Origin of the sequence: Streptomyces collinus, from assembly GCF_031348265.1 — a bacterium.
In the GTDB taxonomy this organism is placed as follows: Bacteria; Actinomycetota; Actinomycetes; order Streptomycetales; family Streptomycetaceae; genus Streptomyces; species Streptomyces collinus.
This window is the reverse complement of sequence record NZ_CP133771.1, coordinates 4,433,645-4,455,418: the sequence shown is the minus strand read 5'-3', so window position 1 is coordinate 4,455,418 and position 21,774 is coordinate 4,433,645. Positions and strand designations below refer to the sequence as shown.

General features: G+C 68.8%; 19 protein-coding genes and 1 tRNA gene. 8 read left to right on the top strand and 12 right to left on the bottom strand.

Annotated elements, in window-relative coordinates; genetic code table 11:
* Positions 1–164 precede the first annotated feature (164 nt).
* Positions 165–1,634: a serine/threonine-protein kinase gene (locus RFN52_RS20235; RefSeq protein ID WP_184847989.1), complete on the top strand. Its 1,470-nt coding sequence runs from the start codon at positions 165–167 to the stop codon at positions 1,632–1,634.
* Between the two features lie 24 nt (positions 1,635–1,658).
* Here the strand turns inward: RFN52_RS20235 and RFN52_RS20230 are convergent, their stop codons facing one another.
* Complete coding sequence (locus RFN52_RS20230) at positions 1,659–2,960, bottom strand: hypothetical protein (protein ID WP_184847988.1); 1,302 nt, start codon at positions 2,958–2,960, stop codon at positions 1,659–1,661.
* A 208-nt stretch (positions 2,961–3,168) separates the two neighbouring features.
* Complete coding sequence (locus RFN52_RS20225; protein WP_003999697.1) at positions 3,169–3,297, bottom strand: DLW-39 family protein; 129 nt, start codon at positions 3,295–3,297, stop codon at positions 3,169–3,171.
* 337 nt (positions 3,298–3,634) lie between these two features.
* On the opposite strand from RFN52_RS20225, the gene RFN52_RS20220 reads away from it, so the two are divergent.
* A complete protein-coding gene (locus tag RFN52_RS20220) occupies positions 3,635–4,003 on the top strand; it encodes a DUF6344 domain-containing protein (RefSeq protein ID WP_184847987.1) in 369 nt (122 codons plus the stop codon).
* Between the two features lie 65 nt (positions 4,004–4,068).
* Here RFN52_RS20220 and RFN52_RS20215 read toward each other — a convergent pair whose 3' ends face one another.
* The 10 genes from RFN52_RS20215 to dnaA form a co-directional block, all read right to left on the bottom strand.
* A complete protein-coding gene (locus tag RFN52_RS20215) occupies positions 4,069–4,347 on the bottom strand; it encodes a hypothetical protein (RefSeq protein WP_184847986.1) in 279 nt (92 codons plus the stop codon).
* Positions 4,348–4,403: 56 nt separating this feature from the next.
* Positions 4,404–4,480 (bottom strand) — tRNA-Ile (locus RFN52_RS20210).
* A 110-nt stretch (positions 4,481–4,590) separates the two neighbouring features.
* Positions 4,591–5,391, bottom strand: a complete 801-nt coding sequence (locus RFN52_RS20205; RefSeq protein ID WP_184847985.1) for a DUF3566 domain-containing protein — start codon at positions 5,389–5,391, stop codon at positions 4,591–4,593.
* 19 nt (positions 5,392–5,410) lie between these two features.
* Positions 5,411–8,002 carry a DNA gyrase subunit A gene (gene gyrA, locus RFN52_RS20200; protein WP_033309909.1) on the bottom strand — a complete coding sequence of 864 codons (2,592 nt, stop codon included), beginning with the start codon at positions 8,000–8,002 and terminating at the stop codon, positions 5,411–5,413.
* 42 nt (positions 8,003–8,044) lie between these two features.
* Positions 8,045–10,105 (bottom strand): DNA topoisomerase (ATP-hydrolyzing) subunit B, encoded by a 2,061-nt coding sequence (gene gyrB, locus RFN52_RS20195; RefSeq protein ID WP_184847984.1) that lies wholly within the window; start codon positions 10,103–10,105, stop codon positions 8,045–8,047.
* Between the two features lie 432 nt (positions 10,106–10,537).
* Positions 10,538–11,083: a DciA family protein gene (locus RFN52_RS20190; protein WP_184847983.1), complete on the bottom strand. Its 546-nt coding sequence runs from the start codon at positions 11,081–11,083 to the stop codon at positions 10,538–10,540.
* Positions 11,080–12,201, bottom strand: coding sequence for a DNA replication/repair protein RecF (gene recF, locus RFN52_RS20185; protein ID WP_184847982.1), 1,122 nt, complete (start codon positions 12,199–12,201; stop codon positions 11,080–11,082). The genes RFN52_RS20190 and recF overlap by 4 nt, the downstream gene beginning before the upstream one ends.
* A 54-nt stretch (positions 12,202–12,255) precedes the next feature.
* On the bottom strand, positions 12,256–13,131 hold the full coding sequence (gene gnd / locus RFN52_RS20180) for a phosphogluconate dehydrogenase (NAD(+)-dependent, decarboxylating) (protein ID WP_184847981.1): 876 nt from the start codon (positions 13,129–13,131) through the stop codon (positions 12,256–12,258).
* A gap of 199 nt (positions 13,132–13,330) precedes the next feature.
* Positions 13,331–14,461 (bottom strand): DNA polymerase III subunit beta, encoded by a 1,131-nt coding sequence (dnaN, locus tag RFN52_RS20175; protein ID WP_184847980.1) that lies wholly within the window; start codon positions 14,459–14,461, stop codon positions 13,331–13,333.
* A gap of 1,066 nt (positions 14,462–15,527) precedes the next feature.
* Positions 15,528–17,585 carry a chromosomal replication initiator protein DnaA gene (dnaA, locus tag RFN52_RS20170; protein ID WP_184847979.1) on the bottom strand — a complete coding sequence of 686 codons (2,058 nt, stop codon included), beginning with the start codon at positions 17,583–17,585 and terminating at the stop codon, positions 15,528–15,530.
* Positions 17,586–17,959: 374 nt separating this feature from the next.
* On the opposite strand from dnaA, the gene rpmH reads away from it, so the two are divergent.
* From rpmH to rsmG, 6 genes are all read left to right on the top strand, one after another.
* Complete coding sequence (gene rpmH / locus RFN52_RS20165; RefSeq protein WP_005482975.1) at positions 17,960–18,097, top strand: 50S ribosomal protein L34; 138 nt, start codon at positions 17,960–17,962, stop codon at positions 18,095–18,097.
* 21 nt (positions 18,098–18,118) lie between these two features.
* Positions 18,119–18,490, top strand: coding sequence for a ribonuclease P protein component (rnpA, locus tag RFN52_RS20160; RefSeq protein WP_078615240.1), 372 nt, complete (start codon positions 18,119–18,121; stop codon positions 18,488–18,490).
* Positions 18,487–18,861, top strand: coding sequence for a membrane protein insertion efficiency factor YidD (yidD, locus tag RFN52_RS20155; protein WP_184847978.1), 375 nt, complete (start codon positions 18,487–18,489; stop codon positions 18,859–18,861). The genes rnpA and yidD overlap by 4 nt, the downstream gene beginning before the upstream one ends.
* Positions 18,862–18,864: 3 nt before the next feature.
* Positions 18,865–20,154, top strand: a complete 1,290-nt coding sequence (yidC, locus tag RFN52_RS20150) for a membrane protein insertase YidC (protein WP_184847977.1) — start codon at positions 18,865–18,867, stop codon at positions 20,152–20,154.
* Between the two features lie 15 nt (positions 20,155–20,169).
* Complete coding sequence (locus tag RFN52_RS20145) at positions 20,170–20,682, top strand: Jag family protein (RefSeq protein WP_184847976.1); 513 nt, start codon at positions 20,170–20,172, stop codon at positions 20,680–20,682.
* 125 nt (positions 20,683–20,807) lie between these two features.
* Positions 20,808–21,524: a 16S rRNA (guanine(527)-N(7))-methyltransferase RsmG gene (rsmG, locus tag RFN52_RS20140; protein ID WP_033309899.1), complete on the top strand. Its 717-nt coding sequence runs from the start codon at positions 20,808–20,810 to the stop codon at positions 21,522–21,524.
* The last annotated feature ends 250 nt before the right edge of the window (positions 21,525–21,774 follow it).

Here is a 21,774-nt window from a genome sequence, read left to right as displayed (position 1 = left end):
TTCCGTACGGGGGACCGTTCGACGCGAGGGGGATGTATCGCTCATCGGGGGAGTGCGGGGGGCGTCGGGGGGCTCGGGGGAGCTGTTTCGTCCGTAGGGGAGTCGTAGTGCTCGCCGGGGGGAAGCAAGGGGGGAAGCCGCAGGGGGAGGAGCGACGTACAGCCATGGGTGAGGTCTTCGCCGGCCGGTACGAACTGGTCGATCCGATCGGGCGCGGAGGGGTCGGTGCCGTGTGGCGCGCCTGGGACCATCGCCGGCGTCGCTACGTGGCCGCGAAGGTTCTGCTCCAGAGCGACGCGCACTCGCTGCTGCGCTTCGTGAGGGAGCAGGCGCTGCGGATCGACCATCCTCATGTGCTCGCCCCCACCAGCTGGGCCGCCGACGACGACAAGGTCCTGTTCACCATGGACCTGGTCGCGGGCGGATCCCTGGTCCATCTCGTCGGGGATTACGGTCCCCTGCCGCCGGCCTTCGTGTGTACTCTGCTCGACCAGCTGCTGGCGGGTCTGGCCGCGGTGCACGCGGAGGATGTGGTGCACCGTGATGTGAAACCGGCCAATGTGCTGCTGGAGGCGACCGGCACGGGCCGGCCTCGGCTGCGGCTGTCCGACTTCGGCATCGCGATGCGGCTGGGTGAGCCTCGCCTGACGGAGACCAACCTCGTGGTGGGGACGCCGGGCTATCTCGCGCCCGAGCAGATGATGGGCGCCGAACCGGACTTCACCGCCGACCTGTTCGCCGTGGGGCTGGTCGCGCTGTACTTGCTGGAGGGCGCCAAGCCGGACAGCAAGGCGCTCATCCAGTATTTCGCCGAGCACGGGACGCCCGGTGCGCCCCAGGGCATTCCGGCGCCGCTGTGGCAGGTGGTGGCCACGCTGCTGCAGCCGGATCCGGAGGCGCGGTTCCGTACGGCGACGGGGGCACGCAAGGCGCTGGCGGCCGCCGCGGAGCTCCTGCCGGAGCCGGGTCCGGACGACGAACTGATCGAGATTTTCGACCAACTCGGCCCGCTGCCAAGGGGGTTCGCCGCCGAAGGGCCGCTGGAGCGGGCAAAGGGGCTGGGCCCGGGAGAGGAGCGGTCCGACTCCGCCGGGAGGGGAGCGGAGCGGTCGGGGCAGGGGGAGGGCGAGGGCGCGCTGTCGGTGTCCGGCGGGCAGTCAGCCGAGGCCTACCGGCGCCCCGCACGGGAGACACCCAGCGACCCGCGCCGTGCCGCCGATCCGTCAGGCGGCTCCGCCCAGACGCCTTCCATGTCGGACACCGGCAGCTTCCATCTGCCGCCTCCGCAGGCCACCGTGACCTCCTCCCCCGCCCTCGGGCAGCAGGCGGCGGCACCGCACCAGCAGCCGCCCGTCTCCCCCTACGACCGCACGCACCGGCTGTCGCCCGCACAGCCGCTGCCACCGGTGTACTCCGGGCCACCCCTGCCTCCCGCGGAGCACTACGGCACGGAAGCCTCGACAGCCTCGTACACCGCCCGGTCCCCGCAGTCCCCGCCGAGTGGCCAGACGCCGTCACGGCACCGGGCCCGACGGCCTTCCCGCCCCGGCCCGCCGGCCAGGGTGGCCATCCCGGTGCTGCTCCTCGCCCTGGCCTGTTACGCCGTGGGCTTCTGGGCACTGACCCAGATCTGAGGACGTTGCGGCCCCGCGCCCGCCTTACGCGGCAGTTCCGCGCCGGGCCAGCACGGTCCACACGCCGAGTCCCACCAGCAGAGCGCTCCCGGTGCCGATGCCGCCCACGGCGAGCGCCCTCATGGCGGTGTCATCGCCCGCGGCGACCCCCTCCGCGGCTGCCTCCCGGTCCTGGTCCGAGACCTCGAAGACGCCCTTCGGCTCGGACTCCCCCGCGTACTCGGGACCAGTCTGCGGCTGCCCGCTCACCCGGACGCGCAGCGTCATCGGGAACGGCCCGTCCCCGTAGGGGGCGGCGACGCCCTTCGAGAGGTGAGCGACGAGGTAGTAGGACCCGGCGAAGCGCAGCGCGCTCACCTGTGCGGTGGCGGCGTAGCGGTTGGCGTGGTCGACCGGTGGCAGGGGCGGCAGGCTTCCGGCCTTCTGGTCGCCGTCGTAGCCCACGCCGACGTCGGCGACGTCTCCGCGCGCGGGGTTGTAGAGGGTCAGGTCCAGGGCGTCCGGGGTGTAGCCGGTACTGCCGGAGTCGGTGCTGCCGAGTTCTGCGGTGACGGAGATCTGCTGCCCCCAGTCGACCGGCACCGCGTAGAAGAGTGTCTGTCCGGGGCGGATGTCGTCCTGCCAGACGCCCTGGTCGATGGGTGTGGCACCGGTGAATCCCGCGCCGCCCTTGCGGCGCTCGGTTTCTCCCTGGAGCGGCTGGGGGGTGGCGGAGTTCCATACCTCGGGCGCGCTGGTCTGCCCGGTCTTCGCCGTCCGCGGTTCCGTCGTGGCGACGAGTTCCAGATCCCAGGCGTCCGGTGAGGAGCCTTCGCCGTCGGGGTCGATACGCTCGACGGTCACGTAGTGGGCGCCGGCCTTCTGGCACAGCGCTTTGCCGGGCGAGATCTGGCGCATGCCCCACGCCGCGATGGGATGGGGGCTGCGGGCGGTTCCGAAGCTCGTGTTGTCGACGGAGCAGGTGTTGCCCTCGGCGTCCTGGACGGTCACTTTGACTCCGTCGATGACGGAGACGGTGCTGTCGGGGGAGGGGACGGCGGTGACGGAGACGTAGGCGTTCGACACGGCGTCGAGGTCGAGGCGGTAGCTGACCTTGCCGCTGCTCGGCAGGGAGCTCTTGTAGGTCCCGCCGGGCTTCAGGAGGGGGGCGTTGCCTGTGCTCCTCGCTCCCTCGACGCTCTGTGCGCCGTCGGAGAAGGCGTACGGGCTCGGCGTTGCGGAGGCCGGTCCGGCAGCAGCGGCCGCTACCGGCGCCGCGGCGGCTGTGGCGGCCGCTGTCGCTGTCGCCCCCAGGATCATGGCCAGGGCCCCCAGGCGCACGGCCACCGCCGGACGGTGGCGCCACGCCCCCGCGCGCCGTCCCCCCGCCCTACGGCACCGTCCTCTCACGCGCCACCCCTCACCGTCGCCGGACCCCAGAGCCGTGAAGCCGTGGCCCATCCTGCCGCGCCGGCCGGGTTCACGACCGGCTCTCGGCACACAAAACCCCGACCGCGAAGCGGCCGGGGTGTGCTCGGTATGGGTTTGTCGTGACTCACGAACCCGTAGGCACGGAGTCAGTCGCCTCCGTCCACAGATCCTGCTCGGCGCGATCCGCCTGGATCTGGCGGTACACGAGGAGCCCGCCGATGGCGGCCAGTGCGACCAGGAGAAGCTTCTTCACCGCGCGACCTCGTCTTTCGTTGACGTAGGGGACCTCTGGCGCCCGACTATACACACCGACCGATACCGATCGGTGACCTGAGTCGGCCCTCAACTCCCGTCCCGGGAACAGGGATAGAAGCGGAGTACACCGCTCCGATCGGAGGGTGATCACACCTCGACGGACGGTTACTTTGACCTCCCTTCGCCCCTCTCATCACCTTTTCTACGCCTTTGCACCCATCCGGGTGGTGTTCATCGGAACATCGACGCGCCACGGGCGGAGATCCACCACTTCTCGACCCCCATACACATCATGAGGAAAGTACGCAAATCGCCCGACCCGAAAGTGAGGGGCCATGGCCCGGAACAAGGTCATGAAGCTGTGGACCGCCTTCGTCACCGCCTTCATCGCGCTGTGCACGGCGCTCGGACTCGTCACCACGACCGCCGCCGCGGCCGTACCGCAGACCGAGCAGAAGAGCAACAGCAACAGCAACGGCGCGAGCATCCCGCGGCAGCGGACGGCGGCACCGGCGACGTTCCCCTGGTCCTCACCCAGGGCCCTGCCCCCCACGATGAAGCAGCGCATCCGCGCCGAGGCGCACGGCAAGACCCCCCGCTGCCGGCACCGCTCGCCCGCGGACACGACGGTCTCCCCCGCCACCGACTGCACCGACGAGGACCCCGACGCGGAAGCAGACCATCTCACGCCCCTCCAGCGCTGAACCCCCGGAACAACACCCCGGCGATCCTGCGTACAAAGCCCGGCAGCTCGGCAGAGCCGCCGGGCTTACGCATGTCCCGGCCCGTCCGCGGCCTCCTCACCGGCAGACCCGGCCTGACGTGCACGCCGGGCCCAGCGGACCCTGTACCAGACGGCACAGCCCACCAGGAGGGCCGAGAAGGCCAGGGCACCCAGCATGCCCGGGTCCCCGTCCAGGACCTTGGCCCAGGCGTCCCGCCCCAAGCAGGCCTGACCGGCGAAGAACAGCAGCCATCCCCACCTGCCCCGGCCCAGCCACCGCCGCAGCATTCCGCCGGCCGCTCGGGCGACTGCGCTCACGGCCACGCGGCGCCTCCTGAATGCCGAAAACCCCCAACCATGAATGGCTGGGGGTTTCATGCTGGTGGGGCTAACAGGATTTGAACCTGTGGCCTCATCCTTATCAGGGATGCGCTCTAACCAACTGAGCTATAGCCCCGCCGCGCTCTGCGGTGTGTCCCGCGCGCTGACTCCTGAAGATTAGCGCACGACATGGGCAGTCCCAAAATCGGTTGTCGGGGCCTCGTCAGGACAGCGGCGAGGGTGACGTCACTCGTCCTCGGCGAGGGTCAGTTCGACACCGCCCACGAAGCCCGCGGACAGGTTGTAGATGAACGCCCCGAGGGTCGCGAGGGCCGTGGCCAGGACGACGTCGATGACCGCGATGACCGACGTGAACATCAGGACGTTGGGCAGCGACAGGAAGGCCTGCAGGTCGAAGCCGTTGGACTCGTTGGAGCCCGTGGCCTCGGAGATCGTGCCGCCGACCGTCGAGAAGACACCCATCGCGTCCATGACCATCCACAACACGGCGGACGCGACGATCGTGCAGATGCCCAGGGCGATGGAGAGCAGGAAGCTGACCTTCATCACCGACCACGGGTCGGCCTTCGCCACCCGCAGCCGCGCCTTGCGTACCCGCGGCGTGGTGCTCGCCCCCGTGCGGGGACGCCGCACGGCACCCGCAGCGGCACCCGCTCCTGCCGACGCCTGCTGCGCCGGGTAGGCCTGCGGCGGGTGGTACGGACCGGCCTGCTGCTGCGCCTGCCGTTCACCGGGCAGGGGCGAGGCCGCGCCCGGCTCCTGTGCGGCCGGCTGCGGCTGCGCGCCGGAAGCGGACGGGCCCGTGCCGGCCTTGGGCTGCTTCGTTTTCGGACCTCGGGTGTCCGTCACAGTTCCCCCCTGTGATTCATGCGAGTCAGGCGAGGGCGTGTCCTTGGTCGAGGACTTGATCGCCTTCAGGTTGGTCGTGTGCGGGTCCGCCGCACGCGCGGCGGAGCCACGGCCGCCGTCGTCCGCTTCCGTACCCCTCGGGGTTCCGGCCGGTCCGGCGCCCGTGGCTCCGCTCACGCTGACTCACTCCTCGTGCCTACTCGGCCGAGGGCGCCTCACCCTCGTCCGTGCCGCTCGCGGCGCCCTCGGCGGTCTCGTCGACGACCACGTCGCCGTCGACCTCCTCCGCCTCGCGTCCCGCCTCGGCGTTGCGAGCGATGCCCACGACGGCATCGCGCTTGCCCAGATTGATCAGTTGGACGCCCATGGTGTCACGGCCGGTTTCCCTGATCTCGTTGACTCGCGTACGAATCACACCACCCGACAGCGTGATGGCGAGGATCTCGTCCGTTTCCTCGACCACCAGCGCGCCGACGAGGGATCCACGGTCCTCGACGATCTTGGCGGCCTTGATGCCGAGGCCGCCGCGACCCTGGACGCGGTACTCGTCGACGTTGGTCCGCTTCGCGTACCCGCCGTCTGTGGCAGTGAACACGAACGTACCGGGTCGAACAACATTCATCGAGAGCAGCTCGTCGCCCTCGCGGAAGCTCATGCCCTTGACACCCGAGGTGGCACGGCCCATGGGCCGCAGGGTGTCGTCCGAAGCGGTGAACCTGATCGACTGCGCCTTCTTGCTGATCAGAAGCAGATCATCGTCCGCCGAGACCAGTTCGGCTCCGATCAGTTCGTCATCCGAACCGTCCTCCATCGACCGGAGGTTGATCGCGATCACACCGCCGGAACGGGGCGAATCGTAATCCTTCAGAGGCGTCTTCTTCACAAGTCCGGCCTTGGTGGCGAGCACGAGGTAGGGAACCGCCTCGTAGTCGCGGATCGCCAGGATCTCGGCGATCGCCTCGTCCGGCTGGAAGGCGAGCAGGTTCGCGACGTGCTGACCGCGCGCGTCCCGGCCGGCGTCCGGCAGCTCGTAGCCCTTGACGCGGTAGACACGGCCCTTGTTGGTGAAGAACAGCAGCCAGTGGTGCGTGGTGGACACGAAGAAGTGGTCGACGATGTCGTCTTCCTTGAGCTTCGTGCCCCGCACGCCCTTGCCGCCGCGCTTCTGGGCGCGGTAGTCGTCGGTCTTGGTGCGCTTGATGTAGCCGCCCCGGGTGACCGTGACGACGATGTCCTCCTCGGCGATCAGGTCCTCGATGGACATGTCGCCCTCGTAGGGGACCAGCGTCGTCTTGCGGTCGTCGCCGAACTTCTCGACGATCGCGGCCAGCTCGGCGCTGACGATGCCGCGCTGGCGGACCGGGGAGGCGAGGATCTCGTTGTACTCGTTGATCTTCGCCTGGAGTTCGTCGTGCTCCTGGACGATCTTCTGGCGCTCCAGGGCGGCCAGTCGGCGCAGCTGCATCTCGAGGATGGCGTTGGCCTGGATCTCGTCGATCTCCAGCAGGCTCATCAGGCCGCCGCGGGCGATCTCCACAGTGTCGCTGCGCCGGATCAGCGCAATGACCTCGTCGATGGCGTCCAGGGCCTTCAGCAGACCGCGCAGGATGTGCGCCCGCTCCTCGGCCTTGCGCAGCCGGAAGCGCGTACGGCGGACGATGACCTCGATCTGGTGCGTCACCCAGTGCCGGATGAACGCGTCGAGCGAGAGCGTGCGCGGCACGCCGTCCACCAGCGCCAGCATGTTGGCGCCGAAGTTGGTCTGCAGGTCGGTGTGCTTGTAGAGGTTGTTCAGCACGACCTTGGCGACCGCGTCCCGCTTCAGCACGATGACCAGGCGCTGGCCGGTGCGCGAGGAGGTCTCGTCGCGGACGTCCGCGATGCCGCCGATCTTGCCGTCCTTGACGAGGTCGGCGATCTTCTGGGCGAGGTTGTCCGGGTTGACCTGGTACGGCAGCTCCGTGACCACCAGGCACTGGCGGTTCTGGATCTCCTCGACCTCGACGACCGCGCGCATCGTGATGGAGCCGCGGCCGGTGCGGTACGCCTCCTCGATGCCCCGGCGGCCGACGACGAGCGCGCCGGTCGGGAAGTCCGGGCCCTTGATGCGCTCGATGAGCGCGTCCAGCAGCTCCTCGTGGGAGGCCTCGGGGTTCTCCAGGTACCACTGGGCGCCGGCGGCGACCTCGCGCAGGTTGTGCGGCGGGATGTTGGTCGCCATGCCGACCGCGATACCGGCCGAGCCGTTGATCAGCAGGTTCGGGAAGCGGGCCGGCAGGACGGTCGGCTCCTGGGAGCGGCCGTCGTAGTTGTCCGTGAAGTCGACGGTCTCCTCGTCGATGTCCCGGACCATCTCCATCGACAGCGGCGCCATCTTGCACTCGGTGTACCGCATGGCCGCGGCCGGGTCGTTGCCCGGGGAACCGAAGTTGCCGTTGGAGTCCACGAGCGGCATGCGCATCGACCACGACTGCGCGAGACGGACCAGCGCGTCGTAGATGGAGGAGTCGCCGTGCGGGTGGTAGTTGCCCATGACGTCGCCGACGACACGGGCACACTTGTAGAAGCCGCGCTCGGGGCGGTAGCCGCCGTCGTACATGGCGTACAGCACACGGCGGTGGACGGGCTTGAGGCCGTCGCGGACGTCCGGCAGCGCACGCGAGACGATGACGGACATCGCGTAGTCGAGATACGAGCGCTGCATCTCCGTCTCGAGCCCGACGGGCTCGACGCGCATGGCCAGGGCGTCACCCTCGGGCGTCGTCACGGGAGTGTTCTCGTCGGTCATTGCTGGTGAAGATCCTTCCTGATGCGGTCAGCTGAGACCGACTCAGATGTCGAGGAAGCGGACGTCCTTGGCGTTGCGCTGGATGAACGCGCGGCGGGCCTCGACGTCCTCGCCCATGAGGACCGAGAACAGGTCGTCGGCCTGGGCGGCGTCGTCGAGGGTGACCTGGCCGAGGACGCGGTGCTCCTGGTCCATGGTCGTGATGCGCAGTTCCTCGGCGTTCATCTCACCGAGACCCTTGAAGCGCTGCACCGAGTCGTCCTTGATGCGCTTGCCCGCGTTGCGGCCCATCTCGATCAGGGCGTCGCGCTCGCGGTCGGAGTACGCGTACTCGAAGTCGTCCTTGCCCCACTTGATCTTGTAGAGCGGCGGGCGGGAGAGGTACACGTGACCGGCCTCGACCAGGGGCCGCATGAAGCGGAACAGGAAGGTCAGCAGCAGGGTGTTGATGTGCTGGCCGTCGACGTCGGCGTCGGCCATCAGGATGATCTTGTGATAGCGCAGCTTCTCGATGTCGAAGTCCTCGTGGACTCCGGTGCCGAAGGCCGAGATCAGCGCCTGGATCTCCTGGTTCTGCAGGATCTTGTCGATCCGCGCCTTCTCGACGTTCAGGATCTTGCCGCGGATCGGGAGGATGGCCTGGTACTGCGGGTTGCGGCCGGACTTGGCCGAGCCGCCGGCGGAGTCACCCTCGACGATGAAGATCTCGCACTTGGTGGGATCGTTCGACTGGCAGTCGGAGAGCTTGCCCGGCAGGGACGCGGTCTCCAGCAGGCCCTTGCGGCGGGTCAGGTCACGGGCCTTGCGGGCCGCCACGCGCGCGGTGGCCGCCTGGATGCCCTTGCGGATGATGTCCGCGGCCTCGTTCGGGTTGCGGTCCAGCCAGTCCGCGAGGTGCTCGTAGACGACCTTCTGGACGAAGGTCTTGGCCTCGGTGTTGCCCAGCTTGGTCTTCGTCTGGCCCTCGAACTGCGGCTCGCTCAGCTTGACCGAGATGATCGCCGTCAGGCCCTCGCGGATGTCGTCGCCCGTGAGGTTGTCGTCCTTCTCGCGCAGCAGCCTCTTGTCGCGCGCGTACTTGTTGATCAGCGAGGTCAGCGCGGCCCGGAAGCCCTCTTCGTGCGTACCGCCCTCGTGGGTGTGGATGATGTTCGCGAAGGAGTACACGCCCTCGGTGTAGCCGCCGTTCCACTGCATGGCGATCTCGAGGGACAGCTGCCTGTCCTTGTCCTCGGCCTCCAGGTCGATGACGGTCGGGTGGACCGCCTCGCCCTTGCGGGAGTTGAGGTACTTCACGAAGTCGACGATGCCGCCCTCGTAGTGGTACGTGACGGTCTTGACCTCGGCCTTCTCGTCCGCACCGGCCTCGTCGGCACCGGTCACGGCCTTCGCCGACTCGCGCTCGTCAGTGAGTTTGATCGTCAAACCCTTGTTGAGGAACGCCATCTCCTGGAAGCGCCGCGAGAGCGTCTCGAAGGAGTAGTCGGTGGTCTCGAAGATGTCGCCGTCGGCCCAGAAGGTGACCGAGGTGCCGGTCTCCTCCGTGGCCTCGTGCTGGGCGAGCGGGGCCGTCGGGACGCCCATCTTGTAGTCCTGCGTCCAGCGGTGGCCGTCGGTCCTCACCTCGACGGAGACCTTGCTGGACAGGGCGTTCACGACCGACACACCGACGCCGTGCAGACCACCGGAGACCGCGTAGCCGCCGCCGCCGAACTTGCCGCCCGCGTGCAGCACGGTCAGCACGACCTCGACGGCCGGCTTGCCCTCGGACGGCACGATGCCCACCGGGATGCCACGGCCGTTGTCGACGACGCGCACGCCGCCGTCGGCGAGGATCGTCACCTGGATCGTGTCCGCGTGCCCGGCCAGCGCCTCGTCGACGGAGTTGTCGACGACCTCGTACACGAGGTGGTGCAGACCGCGCTCACCGGTCGAGCCGATGTACATGCCGGGTCGCTTGCGGACCGCGTCCAGACCCTCGAGGACGGTGATGGCACTGGCGTCGTACGAGGCGGTGACCTCGCTGTTGGAGGTGATCGCCTCGCTGCTCACGCCTTCGTCGGTGGACGGGTTGTTCTCGTTGGGGTTGCCGGAATCGGCCACGAAGCGCCCTTTCTGGCACAGCACGAGCCAGGCTCGTCGGCGGGTTGCCGGAGCGGCTGCGGCATGTTGCGTTGGTAAGCCTTGATCAGCGTTGCTCAGCTTTTCCCGGACGGTCCCCAGCGAGTGGGGCGGGATTGCTTCCAGTCTACCGGTAGCACTGACACTGATGGGGGTTTGCCGGTACCTGAGTCCGCATGTGCCGCCCTCGACGGGTCTCGTCCGACTCCCGATATACGGATGGGGGCTCCAAGAGGCTCACGGAGGCACTCAGCGCTTCCGGCCGTCAACCCTTGGCTACTTCGGAGTCAGGTCGCGATTCGCAACCGTGTGCGGGCACACGCCGAGAGCACCGCCGGCCCTCCGAAAGGGCGGGCGGAAGCCCTCGATGTGAAGTCGGTCACGTGCTGTCGACGAGTGGGAGACCGGTGCCGATCAGCCGTAGGTATCGCCCGGACCGGTGCTGCCGGGGGCGCGCAGCGGCCCGTAGCGGCGCGCGGGGCCACCGGGGCCCTGCACCTTGATCAACTGCACCGTGCCGTGGCCCAGGTCCTCGTTGAGGCGCGCGACCAGCGTGGGTGCGAGCAGCCGGAGGTTCGTCGCCCAGGCCGTCGAGTCACAGCGCACGGTCAGGACCCGCTCGTCCTCGTCGTACCTCTCCGGCACACAGTGCTTGGCCACGTCCTCACCGACGATCTGCGGCCAGCGGCCCATCACACCGCCCACCGCGGCCGGCGCCTCCCAGCCCCGTTCGGTGATCAGCCGGTTGATCGCGGAACCCAGCGCCATCGGATCGCGCCCGTCGGCGCGGGCGCCGGAGCGCAGACCCCCGCGGCGCGCCTGCTTCTTCTGCTGCGCCGCGTCCCCACGCGCGCGTGCGGCGTCCTTCGCGGCGCGCAACGCCACACGCGCGAGGTCGACGCCGGAGGGCTCGGGGCTCTTGGAGGGCTCGGGGGCGTCGCCGGATGTGTTCTCAGTCATACGCGCTCCACCGCCCCCTCGGACACCGCGAACCGCGTCCCGGACAGCACATGCGGTACGTCGTCGTCGACCGCCGCCGTCACCAGGACCTGCTCGCCCGGCGCCACCAGCTCGGCGAGGCGCTCACGGCGGCGGGTGTCCAGCTCCGCGAACACGTCGTCGAGCACCAGCACCGGCTCGTTGCCCTCCGCCCGGAGCAGGTCGTACGACGCCAGGCGCAACGCCAGCGCGTAGGACCAGGACTCGCCGTGGGAGGCGTAGCCCTTGGCGGGGAGCTGGCCGAGCTTGAGCACCAGGTCGTCCCGGTGCGGGCCGATCAGGGTGACACCGCGCTCGATCTCCTGTTTGCGGGCCTCCGCGAGCGCGGCCATCAGCTGCTCGTAGAGGTCCTCGCGGGTGTGCGCCTCGCCCGGCGCGGACGGCTTGTACTCCAGCGCGATCGGGCCACCGCCGGGCGCCAGTTGCTCGTACGCCTTGTCGGCCAGCGGCTGGATCGTGGCGATCAGGTCCAGACGCTGGGCCAGCAACTCCGCGCCCGCGCGCGCGAGATGCTGGTCCCACACGTCGAGGGTGGACATGTCCATCGTGCGACCACCGTGCCGACGGGCGAGCGCGGCCGACTTCAGCAGGGTGTTGCGCTGCTTGAGGACCCGGTCGTAGTCGGAGCGGACCCCGGCCATACGCGGGGAACGCGCGGTGATCAGCTCGTCGAGGAAGCGGCGCCGCTCACCGGGGTCGCCCTTGATCAACGCGAGATCCTCGGGCGCGAACAGCACGGTCCGCACGATCCCCAGCACGTCACGCGGCCTGACCTGCGAGGACCTGTTGATCCTGGCCCGGTTGGCACGCCCCGGGTTCAGCTCCAGCTCGACCAGCTGCTGCCGCTCGCCCTGCCGGACCTGCGCCCGGATGATCGCGCGCTCGGCCCCCATGCGGACCAGGGGGGCGTCGGAGGAGACCCGGTGACTGCCGAGGGTGGCGAGATAGCCGACGGCCTCGACGAGATTGGTCTTGCCCTGCCCGTTCGGCCCGACGAAGGCCGTCACCCCGGGATCGAGCGGGACCTCGACCCGGGGGTACGAGCGGAAGTCGGCCAGCGACAGATGCGTGACGTGCATGGTCGTTTCGCCGACCTCCCCGGACGGTTGTGGACTGCCGTACAGCCCTGTGGACTACTTCTTCTCGACCGCGTGGCCGCCGAACTGGTTCCGCAGCGCCGCGATCATCTTCATCTGGGGCGAGTCCTCCTGGCGGGAGGCGAACCGCGCGAACAGCGACGCGGTGATCGCCGGCAGCGGCACCGCGTTGTCGATCGCCGCCTCCACAGTCCAGCGTCCCTCGCCGGAGTCCTGTGCATAACCCCGGAGCTCGTCCAGGTGCTCGTCCTCGTCGAGCGCGTTGACCGCGAGGTCGAGCAGCCAGGAACGGATGACCGTGCCCTCCTGCCAGGAGCGGAACACCTCCCGGACATCGGTCACGGAGTCGACCTTCTCCAAGAGCTCCCAGCCCTCGGCGTAGGCCTGCATCATCGCGTACTCGATGCCGTTGTGGACCATCTTCGCGAAGTGGCCCGCACCCACCTTGCCGGCGTGCACGGAACCCGAGTCGCCCTCCGGCTTGAGGGCGTCGAAGACCGGCTGCACCTTGGCGACCTGCTCCTTGTCGCCGCCGTACATCAGCGCGTAGCCGTTCTCCAGGCCCCAGACACCGCCGGAGACACCGCAGTCGACGAAGCCGATGCCCTTGGCCGCCAGCTCCTCGGCGTGCTTCACGTCGTCGGTCCAGCGGGAGTTGCCGCCGTCCACGACGACGTCACCGGGCTCCAGGAGTTCAGCGAGCTGATCGATCGTGGTCTGCGTGGCCTCACCGGCCGGGACCATCACCCAGATCACGCGAGGCCCGCTGAGCTTGCCCACAAGCTCTTCCAGGCTGTGGACATCGGCGAGGTCCGGGTTGCGGTCGTATCCGAGGACGGTGTGACCTGCGCGGCGGATCCGCTCGCGCATGTTGCCGCCCATCTTGCCGAGGCCGACGAGACCGAGCTCCATCAGTTGTTTTCCTTAGGTTCTGCGACGTGGCATGGCGGCACGTGCGTACCGCGCGGCACTTTCGTACCCGCGTCCGAGCCTAAACCCGGACGCTCGCGCACATCTGTGGGCATACGCGCTCAGTCGTACGCCCTCACCTGCGGCTTTGCCCTCAGCCTGTGGACAAAGCCGCCGACGGTCCCCGGCGCCTCGGACGGGCTCAGCCGCTGAGGCGCACCGGCATGATCAGGTACTTGTAGGCGTCGTCCGCCTCGGCGTCCAGCGCGGGCTTGCCACTGAGCAGAGCGGGCTTGGTGGACGTCGTGAACGACAGCTGGGCCACCGGGGAGTCGATCGCGCTCAGGCCGTCCAGCAGGAACGTGGGGTTGAAGGCGATCGAGATGTCGTCACCCTCCAGCTGCGCGTCCACCCTCTCCACAGCCTGTGCGTCGTCGCTGGAGCCCGCCTCCAGGATGAGCACGCCCTGCTCGAAGCTCAGCCGCACCGGGGTGTTGCGCTCGGCGACCAGGGCCACACGCTTGACGGCCTCGACGAAGGGGGCGGTCTCGATGACGGCGACGCTGTTGAACTCCGTCGGGAACAGCGTGCGGTACTTCGGGAGGTCGCCCTCCAGCAGGCGGGTCGTCGTACGGCGGCCGGCGCCCTCGAAACCGATCAGACCCTCGCCGGAGCCCGAGCCGGACAGCGCCAGGATCACCTGGTCGCCGCTGGTCAGGGCCTTGGCGGTGTCCAGGAGCGTCTTGGCGGGCACCAGGGCGACCGCGGAGGCCTCCGGGTTCTCCGGCTTCCACAGGAACTCGCGGACCGCGAAGCGGTAGCGGTCGGTGGACGCCAGCGTGACGGTGTCGCCCTCGATCTCGATGCGGACACCCGTGAGGACCGGCAGCGTGTCGTCACGGCCGGCCGCGATGGCGACCTGGGAGGCGGCGGAGGCGAAGACCTCGCCGGGGACCGTGCCCGTCGCGTTCGGCATCTGCGGCAGGGCCGGGTACTCCTCCACAGGCAGGGTGTGGAGTGTGAACCGGGACGAGCCGCAGACCACCGTCGCCCGTACACCGTCTGTGGAAATCTCCACCGGCCGGTTGGGGAGCGCACGGCAGATGTCCGCGAGCAGGCGGCCCGAGACCAGGACCGTGCCCTCCTCGTCGACCTCGGCGTCCACCGACACCCGCGCCGAGACCTCGTAGTCGAAGCTGGACAGGCTCAGCTGGCCTTCCTCGGCCTTCAGCAGCAGGCCGGCGAGGACAGGCGCCGGCGGACGGGCCGGGAGGCTGCGTGCCGCCCAGGCCACTGCCTCCGCGAGTACGTCGCGTTCCACCCGGATCTTCACTGTTGCCGCCTCCTGCTGTTGCCGGCGCTTCTCGCTCTGCCTGGCCCTCGTCGTCTGTCTCGGTGTCGACGGTCCCTGTGAGGGGGAGGACACCGGGGACCAGTCTGACGCACCGCACTGACAGTAGGTGCCTCTCGGGGTCAAGTCGTGACGAGGGGCAGCCGGGCACCGAAGAGCGAGTTGTGCACAGGGCCCCCTTCGAAACGGATTCCCAGCTCTCTCTAGTCGGGAGTAGTAGTAGGGGCTGTGGATACCGTGGATAACCTCGTTTGCCCAGCTCAGGGCAGGAATTTTGTCCACGGGCCCTGTGGGTGGAGGCGGTGGACAACCGGGCGCATCTGTGGAGAACAGAAAGTTCTGCACACGCCGTGCACAGGGGGAGGCGAGTTCTCCCCAGCGCCGTCCCCAGCTTTACCCACCTTTCCCACAGCCCAACCCGGCACCTTTGTGTGACGCCTTTCACTCGACCCGGTGAGGAGGCGCGTCGTGTTGCCGAACAGTGGACAGGCATGTGGAGAAGCGACTGTTTGCTGGGGACAACTCCACCCAGCCTGTGGGTGGCCGGTGGACAACTCGGTGCACAGCCTGTGGATCATCTCGTCGTCCACAGTCTGTGGAGATCCTTCGTCCACGAATCCACAAGCACCTGAGCTGGTCTGATGGTCTTTCAACAGTGGCTGCTGTGGACACGATCTGGACAACTTCCCGGTCCCCAGGATGTGGACGGCAGAAAGTGCACGAATCTGTGGAGGGAGGCCGTAACCCGGCGGCTATTCGAACAGTGGGTTGCGATCAGGTGCCCGGGGGCGAGGACCGGGGATGCGCAGCAGCGGGCTCGGAGGGACTCGGAAGGCCTCGGTGAGGGCTCGGAAAAGGGTCAGTAGGGGCTCGGAAGGGCTTGGTGGGGGGGGGGGCGGGCTCGGGAGCCATCGGGGAGGGGCGTCGCGGCGCCCGCCCGTGTCGTCGTGTCGTCCCCGGGGCCCGTGTGCACGCGTGCACGTGTGCATGAGAAAGGGCGCCCCCTGAAGCATCAGGGGGCGCCCTCAGCGGTGTACCGCCGTCGCCGTCAGCCGTTCTTGATGCGGTTGGTCAGCTCGGTGACCTGGTTGTAGATGGAGCGGCGCTCGGCCATCAGATTGCGGATCTTGCGGTCCGCGTGCATCACCGTGGTGTGGTCGCGGCCGCCGAACAGCGCGCCGATCTTCGGCAGCGACAGGTCCGTCAGCTCACGGCACAGGTACATGGCGATCTGCCGGGCGGTGACGAGGGCCCGGCCGCGCGAGGTGCCGCACAGGTCCTCGACGGTCAGCCCGAAGTAGTCCGCCGTCGCGCCCATGATGGCCGTCGAGGTGATCTCGGGCGCGGAGTCGTCGCCGCCGGGAATGAGGTCCTTGAGGACGATCTCCGTCAGGCCCAGGTCCACCGGCTGCCGGTTGAGCGACGCGAACGCCGTGACCCGGATCAGGGCGCCTTCCAGCTCGCGGATGTTGCGCGAGATCCGGGACGCGATGAACTCCAGCACCTCCGGCGGCGCGTTCAGCTGCTCCTGCACCGCCTTCTTGCGGAGGATCGCGATCCGGGTCTCCAGCTCGGGCGGCTGGACGTCCGTGATCAGGCCCCACTCGAAACGGTTCCGCAGCCGGTCCTCCAGCGTCACCAGCTGCTTCGGCGGCCGGTCGGAGGACAGCACGATCTGCTTGTTGGCGTTGTGGAGCGTGTTGAAGGTGTGGAAGAACTCCTCCTGCGTCGACTCCTTGTCCGCCAGGAACTGGATGTCGTCGACGAGCAGGATGTCCATCTCGCGGTACCGCTTGCGGAAGCTGTCGCCCTTGCCGTCGCGGATGGAGTTGATGAACTCGTTGGTGAACTCCTCCGAGCTCACGTACCGCACCCGCGTGCCCGGATAGAGGCTGCGCGCGTAGTGCCCGATCGCGTGCAGCAGGTGCGTCTTGCCGAGCCCGGACTCCCCGTAGATGAACAAGGGGTTGTACGCCTTCGCCGGTGCCTCGGCCACAGCGACCGCGGCCGCGTGGGCGAAGCGGTTGGAGGCGCCGATCACGAACGTGTCGAAGAGGTACTTCGGGTTCAGACGCGCGGTGGGCTCACCGGGGCCGGTCGCCGGCGCGGGCTGCGCGGCCAGCGGGCCGGGCGCGCCCGTCGTCGGCAGGTTCGGGCCGACCGGGCCGCCCCGGTGCACGTGCCCGGAGCCGGCGGGCGGCTCGGGCAGTTCCCGGCGCACCGGGTCGCGCTGGTCGTAGTCGGGGCGGGGCTGCTCGTAGGAGGGGCGCTCCATGGGCTGCGGGCGGTAGTCCTGCGGGGAGGAGCCGTAGGTGTCCTGCGGGGTGTACGAGTCCGGGGAGCCGTAGGAGTCCTGGGAGCCGTACGCGTCCTGTCCGGGTGACGCGTACGGGTCACGTTCGGGGAAGCCGAGGCGTTGCTGCTGCCAGCCGTACTCGTCCTGCTGCGGCGGCCGGGGCCAGGCGCCCGGCTCGGGGCGCTGGTACTCGGAGGGGTACGCGGGACGGGCCGTGGGGAGTTGATCTGCGCGCGTAGGCGGAAGCTGGTCGCCGGCCGGTCCGGGCAGCTGGTCGGCGCGGTGGCGGCCGTACCCCTCGTACCCGTCGCGGTCCTGGCGGTCCTGGCGGTCATAGGCGTCACGGTCGGGGCGGTCGTATCCGTCGCGTTCCGGCCGGTCGTACCCGTCGCGGTCCTGGCCGGCGTGGCGGTCATAGGCGTCACGCTCGGGGCGGTCGTATCCGTCGCGGTCCTGGCGTGCGGCCGGGAGTTCGGGCTCCTCGTAGCGCGGCTGGGGGCGGGGCGGGGGTGCGGGCGTGGAGGGGGGCTCGCCCGCGGAGTCGTCGACGGTGATCGCGATGCGGATCGGGCGGCCGCATTCGCGGCTCAGTGTCTCGCTGACGATCGGCGCCAGCCGGCCCTCCAGTACGCCCTTGGCGAATTCGTTCGGTACGGCGAGCAGGGCGGTGTCCGCGACCAGCGCGAGCGGCTGACAGCGCCGGATCCAGTGCTCGTCCTTCCCTTCGACTCCCTGGCCGCGGCCCTCCCCGAGGAGCTGCTCCAATACGCGTGGCCACACTGCGGCAAGATCGGCAGGTACGTCAGCCACAGGGCACGCTCTCTCACAGGTCCCACGAACGTGTGGTTCTGGGACGGCTCGGGATGTAAATCGGGTGGGGCAGGGATAAGGGAACGAATCGGAGTTCCGTCACGGTAGTCAGGGCGGCCGGTAGGGTTCAAGTTGTTGTCCCCAGCCTGTGGACAAGTGTCTCCCGACGGCTCCTGGTTTGACCGGATGGCGTAGCCGCGCGTACCGTAACCAGGTCGAGTTGTCGATGGCTGCTGCCGCCTGCCTCCGATGGGCACAGATCATTTGGGTGATCGGTCAGCGGTGCACTCGGGCGTAACTGCGAGCTACTCGTGGGCGCACGGTGACAGCCAGGACGGCACCCCGCAACTACCGATTTCTTCTGGAGCCCCCGAGTGAGCAAGCGCACCTTCCAGCCGAACAACCGTCGTCGCGCGAAGACCCACGGCTTCCGCCTGCGGATGCGTACCCGTGCCGGTCGCGCGATTCTCGCGAACCGCCGCAGCAAGGGTCGCGCCAGCCTGTCCGCCTGATCTCGATCAGGTCATGACGTCGTGCTGCCTACCGAGCATCGGCTGAGGCGGCGCGAGGACTTCGCGACCGCGGTACGCCGAGGACGCCGGGCCGGACGCCCGCTCCTCGTCGTCCACCTACGTAGCGGTTCCACGGACCCGCACGCGCCTGGGGAGAGCGCTCCCCCGACGCGTGCGGGTTTCGTCGTGAGCAAGGCAGTGGGTGGTGCGGTCGTGCGGAACAAAGTGAAGCGCAGGCTTCGCCATCTGATGCGTGAGCGAGTCGCCCAGCTGCCCCCCGGTAGCCTGGTAGTCGTACGAGCGCTGCCCGGATCGGGCGACGCCGACCATGCACAGCTGGCCCGAGACCTGGATGCCGCTCTCCAGCGGTTGCTGGGAGGGGGCGCGCGATGAAGTACCCGCTGCTGGCTCTGATCAAGCTCTACCAGTGGACGATCAGTCCGCTGCTCGGGCCGGTCTGCAAGTACTACCCGTCGTGCTCCCACTACGGCTACACGGCCATCGACCGGCATGGTGCCATCAAGGGAACGGCACTCACGGCATGGCGCATCCTGCGGTGCAATCCGTGGTCGCTGGGCGGTGTGGACCATGTCCCGCCGCGCAAGCGTCCGCGGTGGCACGAAATGCTGCGTAACGCGTGGCGTGCACGCAAGGGCGGGCCCGCCGCCGCTGGACCGGCCACCGAGGGACAGACTTCTCCCACAAGTCCGTCGAGTCCTTCGAGCCCGGCCGCAGAGACACCGTCCCATGCCCAAGGAGCATGATTAGTGGACACGATTGCCAGCCTCTTCAGCTTCATCACCACACCCGTCTCCTGGGTCATCGTCCAGTTCCACTCGGTGTACGGCGCCCTCTTCGGCCCTGACACCGGGTGGGCCTGGGGCCTGTCGATCGTGTCCCTGGTGATCCTGATCCGTATCTGCCTGATCCCGCTCTTCGTGAAGCAGATCAAGGCGACCCGGGCGATGCAGACGCTCCAGCCCGAGATGAAGAAGATCCAGGAGCGCTACAAGAACGACAAGCAGCGTCAGTCCGAAGAGATGATGAAGCTGTACAAGGAGACGGGCACCAACCCGCTCTCCTCGTGCCTTCCCATCCTGGCGCAGTCCCCGTTCTTCTTCGCCCTGTACCACGTGCTCAACAGCATCGCCTCGAACGACACCATCGGTGTGATCAACGAGCGTCTGCTGGAGAGCGCCCAGAAGGCCCACATCTTCGGTGCTCCACTCGCGGCGAAGTTCACCGACAGCGCCGAGAAGGTCGAGGCCCTCGGGTCCTCCCTCACCGACGTCCGCGTCGTGACTGCCATCATGATCGTCCTGATGTCGGCGTCGCAGTTCTTCACCCAGCGCCAGCTGATGACGAAGAACGTCGACACCACGGTGAAGACGCCGTTCATGCAGCAGCAGAAGATGCTGATGTACGTCTTCCCCGTCATGTTCGCCGTCTTCGGCATCAACTTCCCCGTCGGTGTCCTCGTCTACTGGCTGACCACCAACGTGTGGACCATGGGGCAGCAGATGTACGTCATCCGCAACAACCCGACCCCGGGTTCCAAGGCCCAGGCCGAGTACCTGGAGCGCCTGACCAAGCACGTCACGCAGCACGACAAGGTCGGCAAGCGTCGCGACCGGGCCATCGTCAAGGCCATCGTCGCCAAGGGCCGCGACCGCAACGAGTTCGAGCGGAAGTTCATCAATGGTCTGAGCAAGGCCAACCTCGCCGCCCAGGCCGACGGCACCGTGATCAAGAGCGACGCCGTGGCAGTGGCCGAGGCCGAGGACGGTACGCCGACCACCGCCACCGGTGCTCCGAAGCGCCAGCAGCCGAAGCGGCAGAGCAAGTCGCAGCGTCAGCACGGCGGAGCCGCCGGCGCCAAGGCAGCGGGTGAGAACGAGCCGAAGACGTCGCTCACGAAGTCCGACGAGCCCGAGGACGCCAAGCCCGCCGCCGCTGCCAAGAAGGGCGGCGCGAAGCCCACCGGCGGTACCCGCAGCAAGGCCCAGTCCGGACAGCGCAAGGGTCCGCAGCGGCCCAAGTCCCCGTCCAAGAAGTAAGAAGGAGTCCATCCCGTGACGGAAGGCACCACCTCCGCCGCTGCCGAGGGTGCAGACACCCTGACTCGCCTGGAGCAGGAAGGCGAGATCGCTGCGGACTACCTGGAGGGTCTGCTCGACATCGCCGACCTCGACGGCGACATCGACATGGACGTCGAGGCCGACCGCGCCTCCGTCTCGATCATCAGCGACGCGGGCGGCCGTGATCTGCAGAAGCTGGTCGGCCGTGACGGCGAGGTGCTGGAGGCGCTCCAGGAGCTCACTCGTCTGGCCGTGCACCGGGAGACCGGTGACCGCAGCCGCCTGATGCTGGACATCGCCGGCTACCGGGCGCAGAAGCGCTCGGAGCTCTCCGAGCTGGGCGCCAAGGCCGCCGCGGAGGCCAAGAGCAGCGGTGAGGCCGTCAAGCTGCAGCCGATGACGCCCTTCGAGCGCAAGGTCGTGCACGACGCGGTCAAGGCCGCGGGTCTGCGCAGCGAGTCCGAGGGCGAGGAGCCGCAGCGCTTCGTCGTCGTGCTGCCCGCCTGACCGGCCTCTACGTTCTCCGGCCCCGTCTGTTGCGCAGGCGGGGCCGAACTTTGTCAGCCTGATAGTTCTGGTGGTTCTGATGTCGGCGCCGGGTGCGCTGACGCGGTACGGAAGGACGGTCCCCCGTGACGGAGGCAGCGGAGCTTCCCCCCGCGCCCGAGCAGGCGCGTGAGGTATTCGGTGATCGCTTCGCGGATGCGGTGCGGTACGCCGAGCTGCTCGCCGAGGCGGGCGTGAAGCGCGGTCTCATCGGCCCGCGGGAGGTGCCCCGCCTATGGGAGCGGCACCTGCTGAACTGCGCGGTGCTCTCGGAGGTCGTGCCCGACGGCGTGACGGTGTGCGATGTCGGTTCCGGGGCCGGTCTTCCCGGCATCCCGCTGGCGCTGGTCCGCACCGACCTCAAGATCACGCTCCTGGAGCCGCTGCTGCGGCGCACCAACTTCCTCACCGAGGTCGTGGAGCTGCTCGGTCTCGATCATGTGACCGTCATGCGGGGCCGGGCCGAAGAGGTCATGGGGAAGATCCAACCGGTCCACGTGGTGACGGCCCGGGCTGTCGCACCGCTCGACCGGCTCGCCACCTGGGGTATCCCGCTGCTGAGGCCGTACGGGGAGATGCTCGCGCTCAAGGGTGACACTGCCGAAGAGGAGCTGAAGAGCGCGTCGACGGCGCTCAGCAAGCTGGGCGCGGTGGAGACCTCCATCCTGCATGTGGGTGAGGGCGTGGTGGATCCGATGTCCACCGTCGTGCGGGTCGAGGTCGGGGAGAGCCCCGGCGGTGTGCGCTTCGCCGCGAAGCGCGCCAAGGCGGCTCGCACGGGGCGGACGCGCCGACGGCGTTGAGTCGGTCCGGATTCGCTGGCGCCTCTTCGGTCTTCCTGAACTGATCGGGTCTTCCTCAGCGAGCCGGCTTTCCGGTACTGGTCCGACGTGAGGGCGCTGATCCGTTCTGGCGACGCTGATCCGTCCTGACGGCGAGATGTACTCCACACAAGCTGCCAAACCGATGCAAGCCGGAGTGTCGCGACAGTCCGGCCTCGGCAGCTGTGCATCGTGTTTCACGTGAAACGTCGCTCCCTGCTGCACGGCATCA

Bases quoted from the DNA above. Each gene is read 5' to 3' on its own strand.
- yidD (WP_184847978.1), top strand. From the start codon at position 18,487: ATGAAGTACCCGCTGCTGGCTCTGATCAAGCTCTACCAGTGGACGATC.
- RFN52_RS20190 (WP_184847983.1), bottom strand. From the start codon at position 11,083: ATGACTGAGAACACATCCGGCGACGCCCCCGAGCCCTCCAAGAGCCCC.
- recF (WP_184847982.1), bottom strand. From the start codon at position 12,201: ATGCACGTCACGCATCTGTCGCTGGCCGACTTCCGCTCGTACCCCCGG.
- RFN52_RS20235 (WP_184847989.1), top strand. From the start codon at position 165: ATGGGTGAGGTCTTCGCCGGCCGGTACGAACTGGTCGATCCGATCGGG.
- RFN52_RS20220 (WP_184847987.1), top strand. From the start codon at position 3,635: ATGGCCCGGAACAAGGTCATGAAGCTGTGGACCGCCTTCGTCACCGCC.
- gyrA (WP_033309909.1), bottom strand. From the start codon at position 8,002: ATGACCGACGAGAACACTCCCGTGACGACGCCCGAGGGTGACGCCCTG.
- gnd (WP_184847981.1), bottom strand. From the start codon at position 13,131: ATGGAGCTCGGTCTCGTCGGCCTCGGCAAGATGGGCGGCAACATGCGC.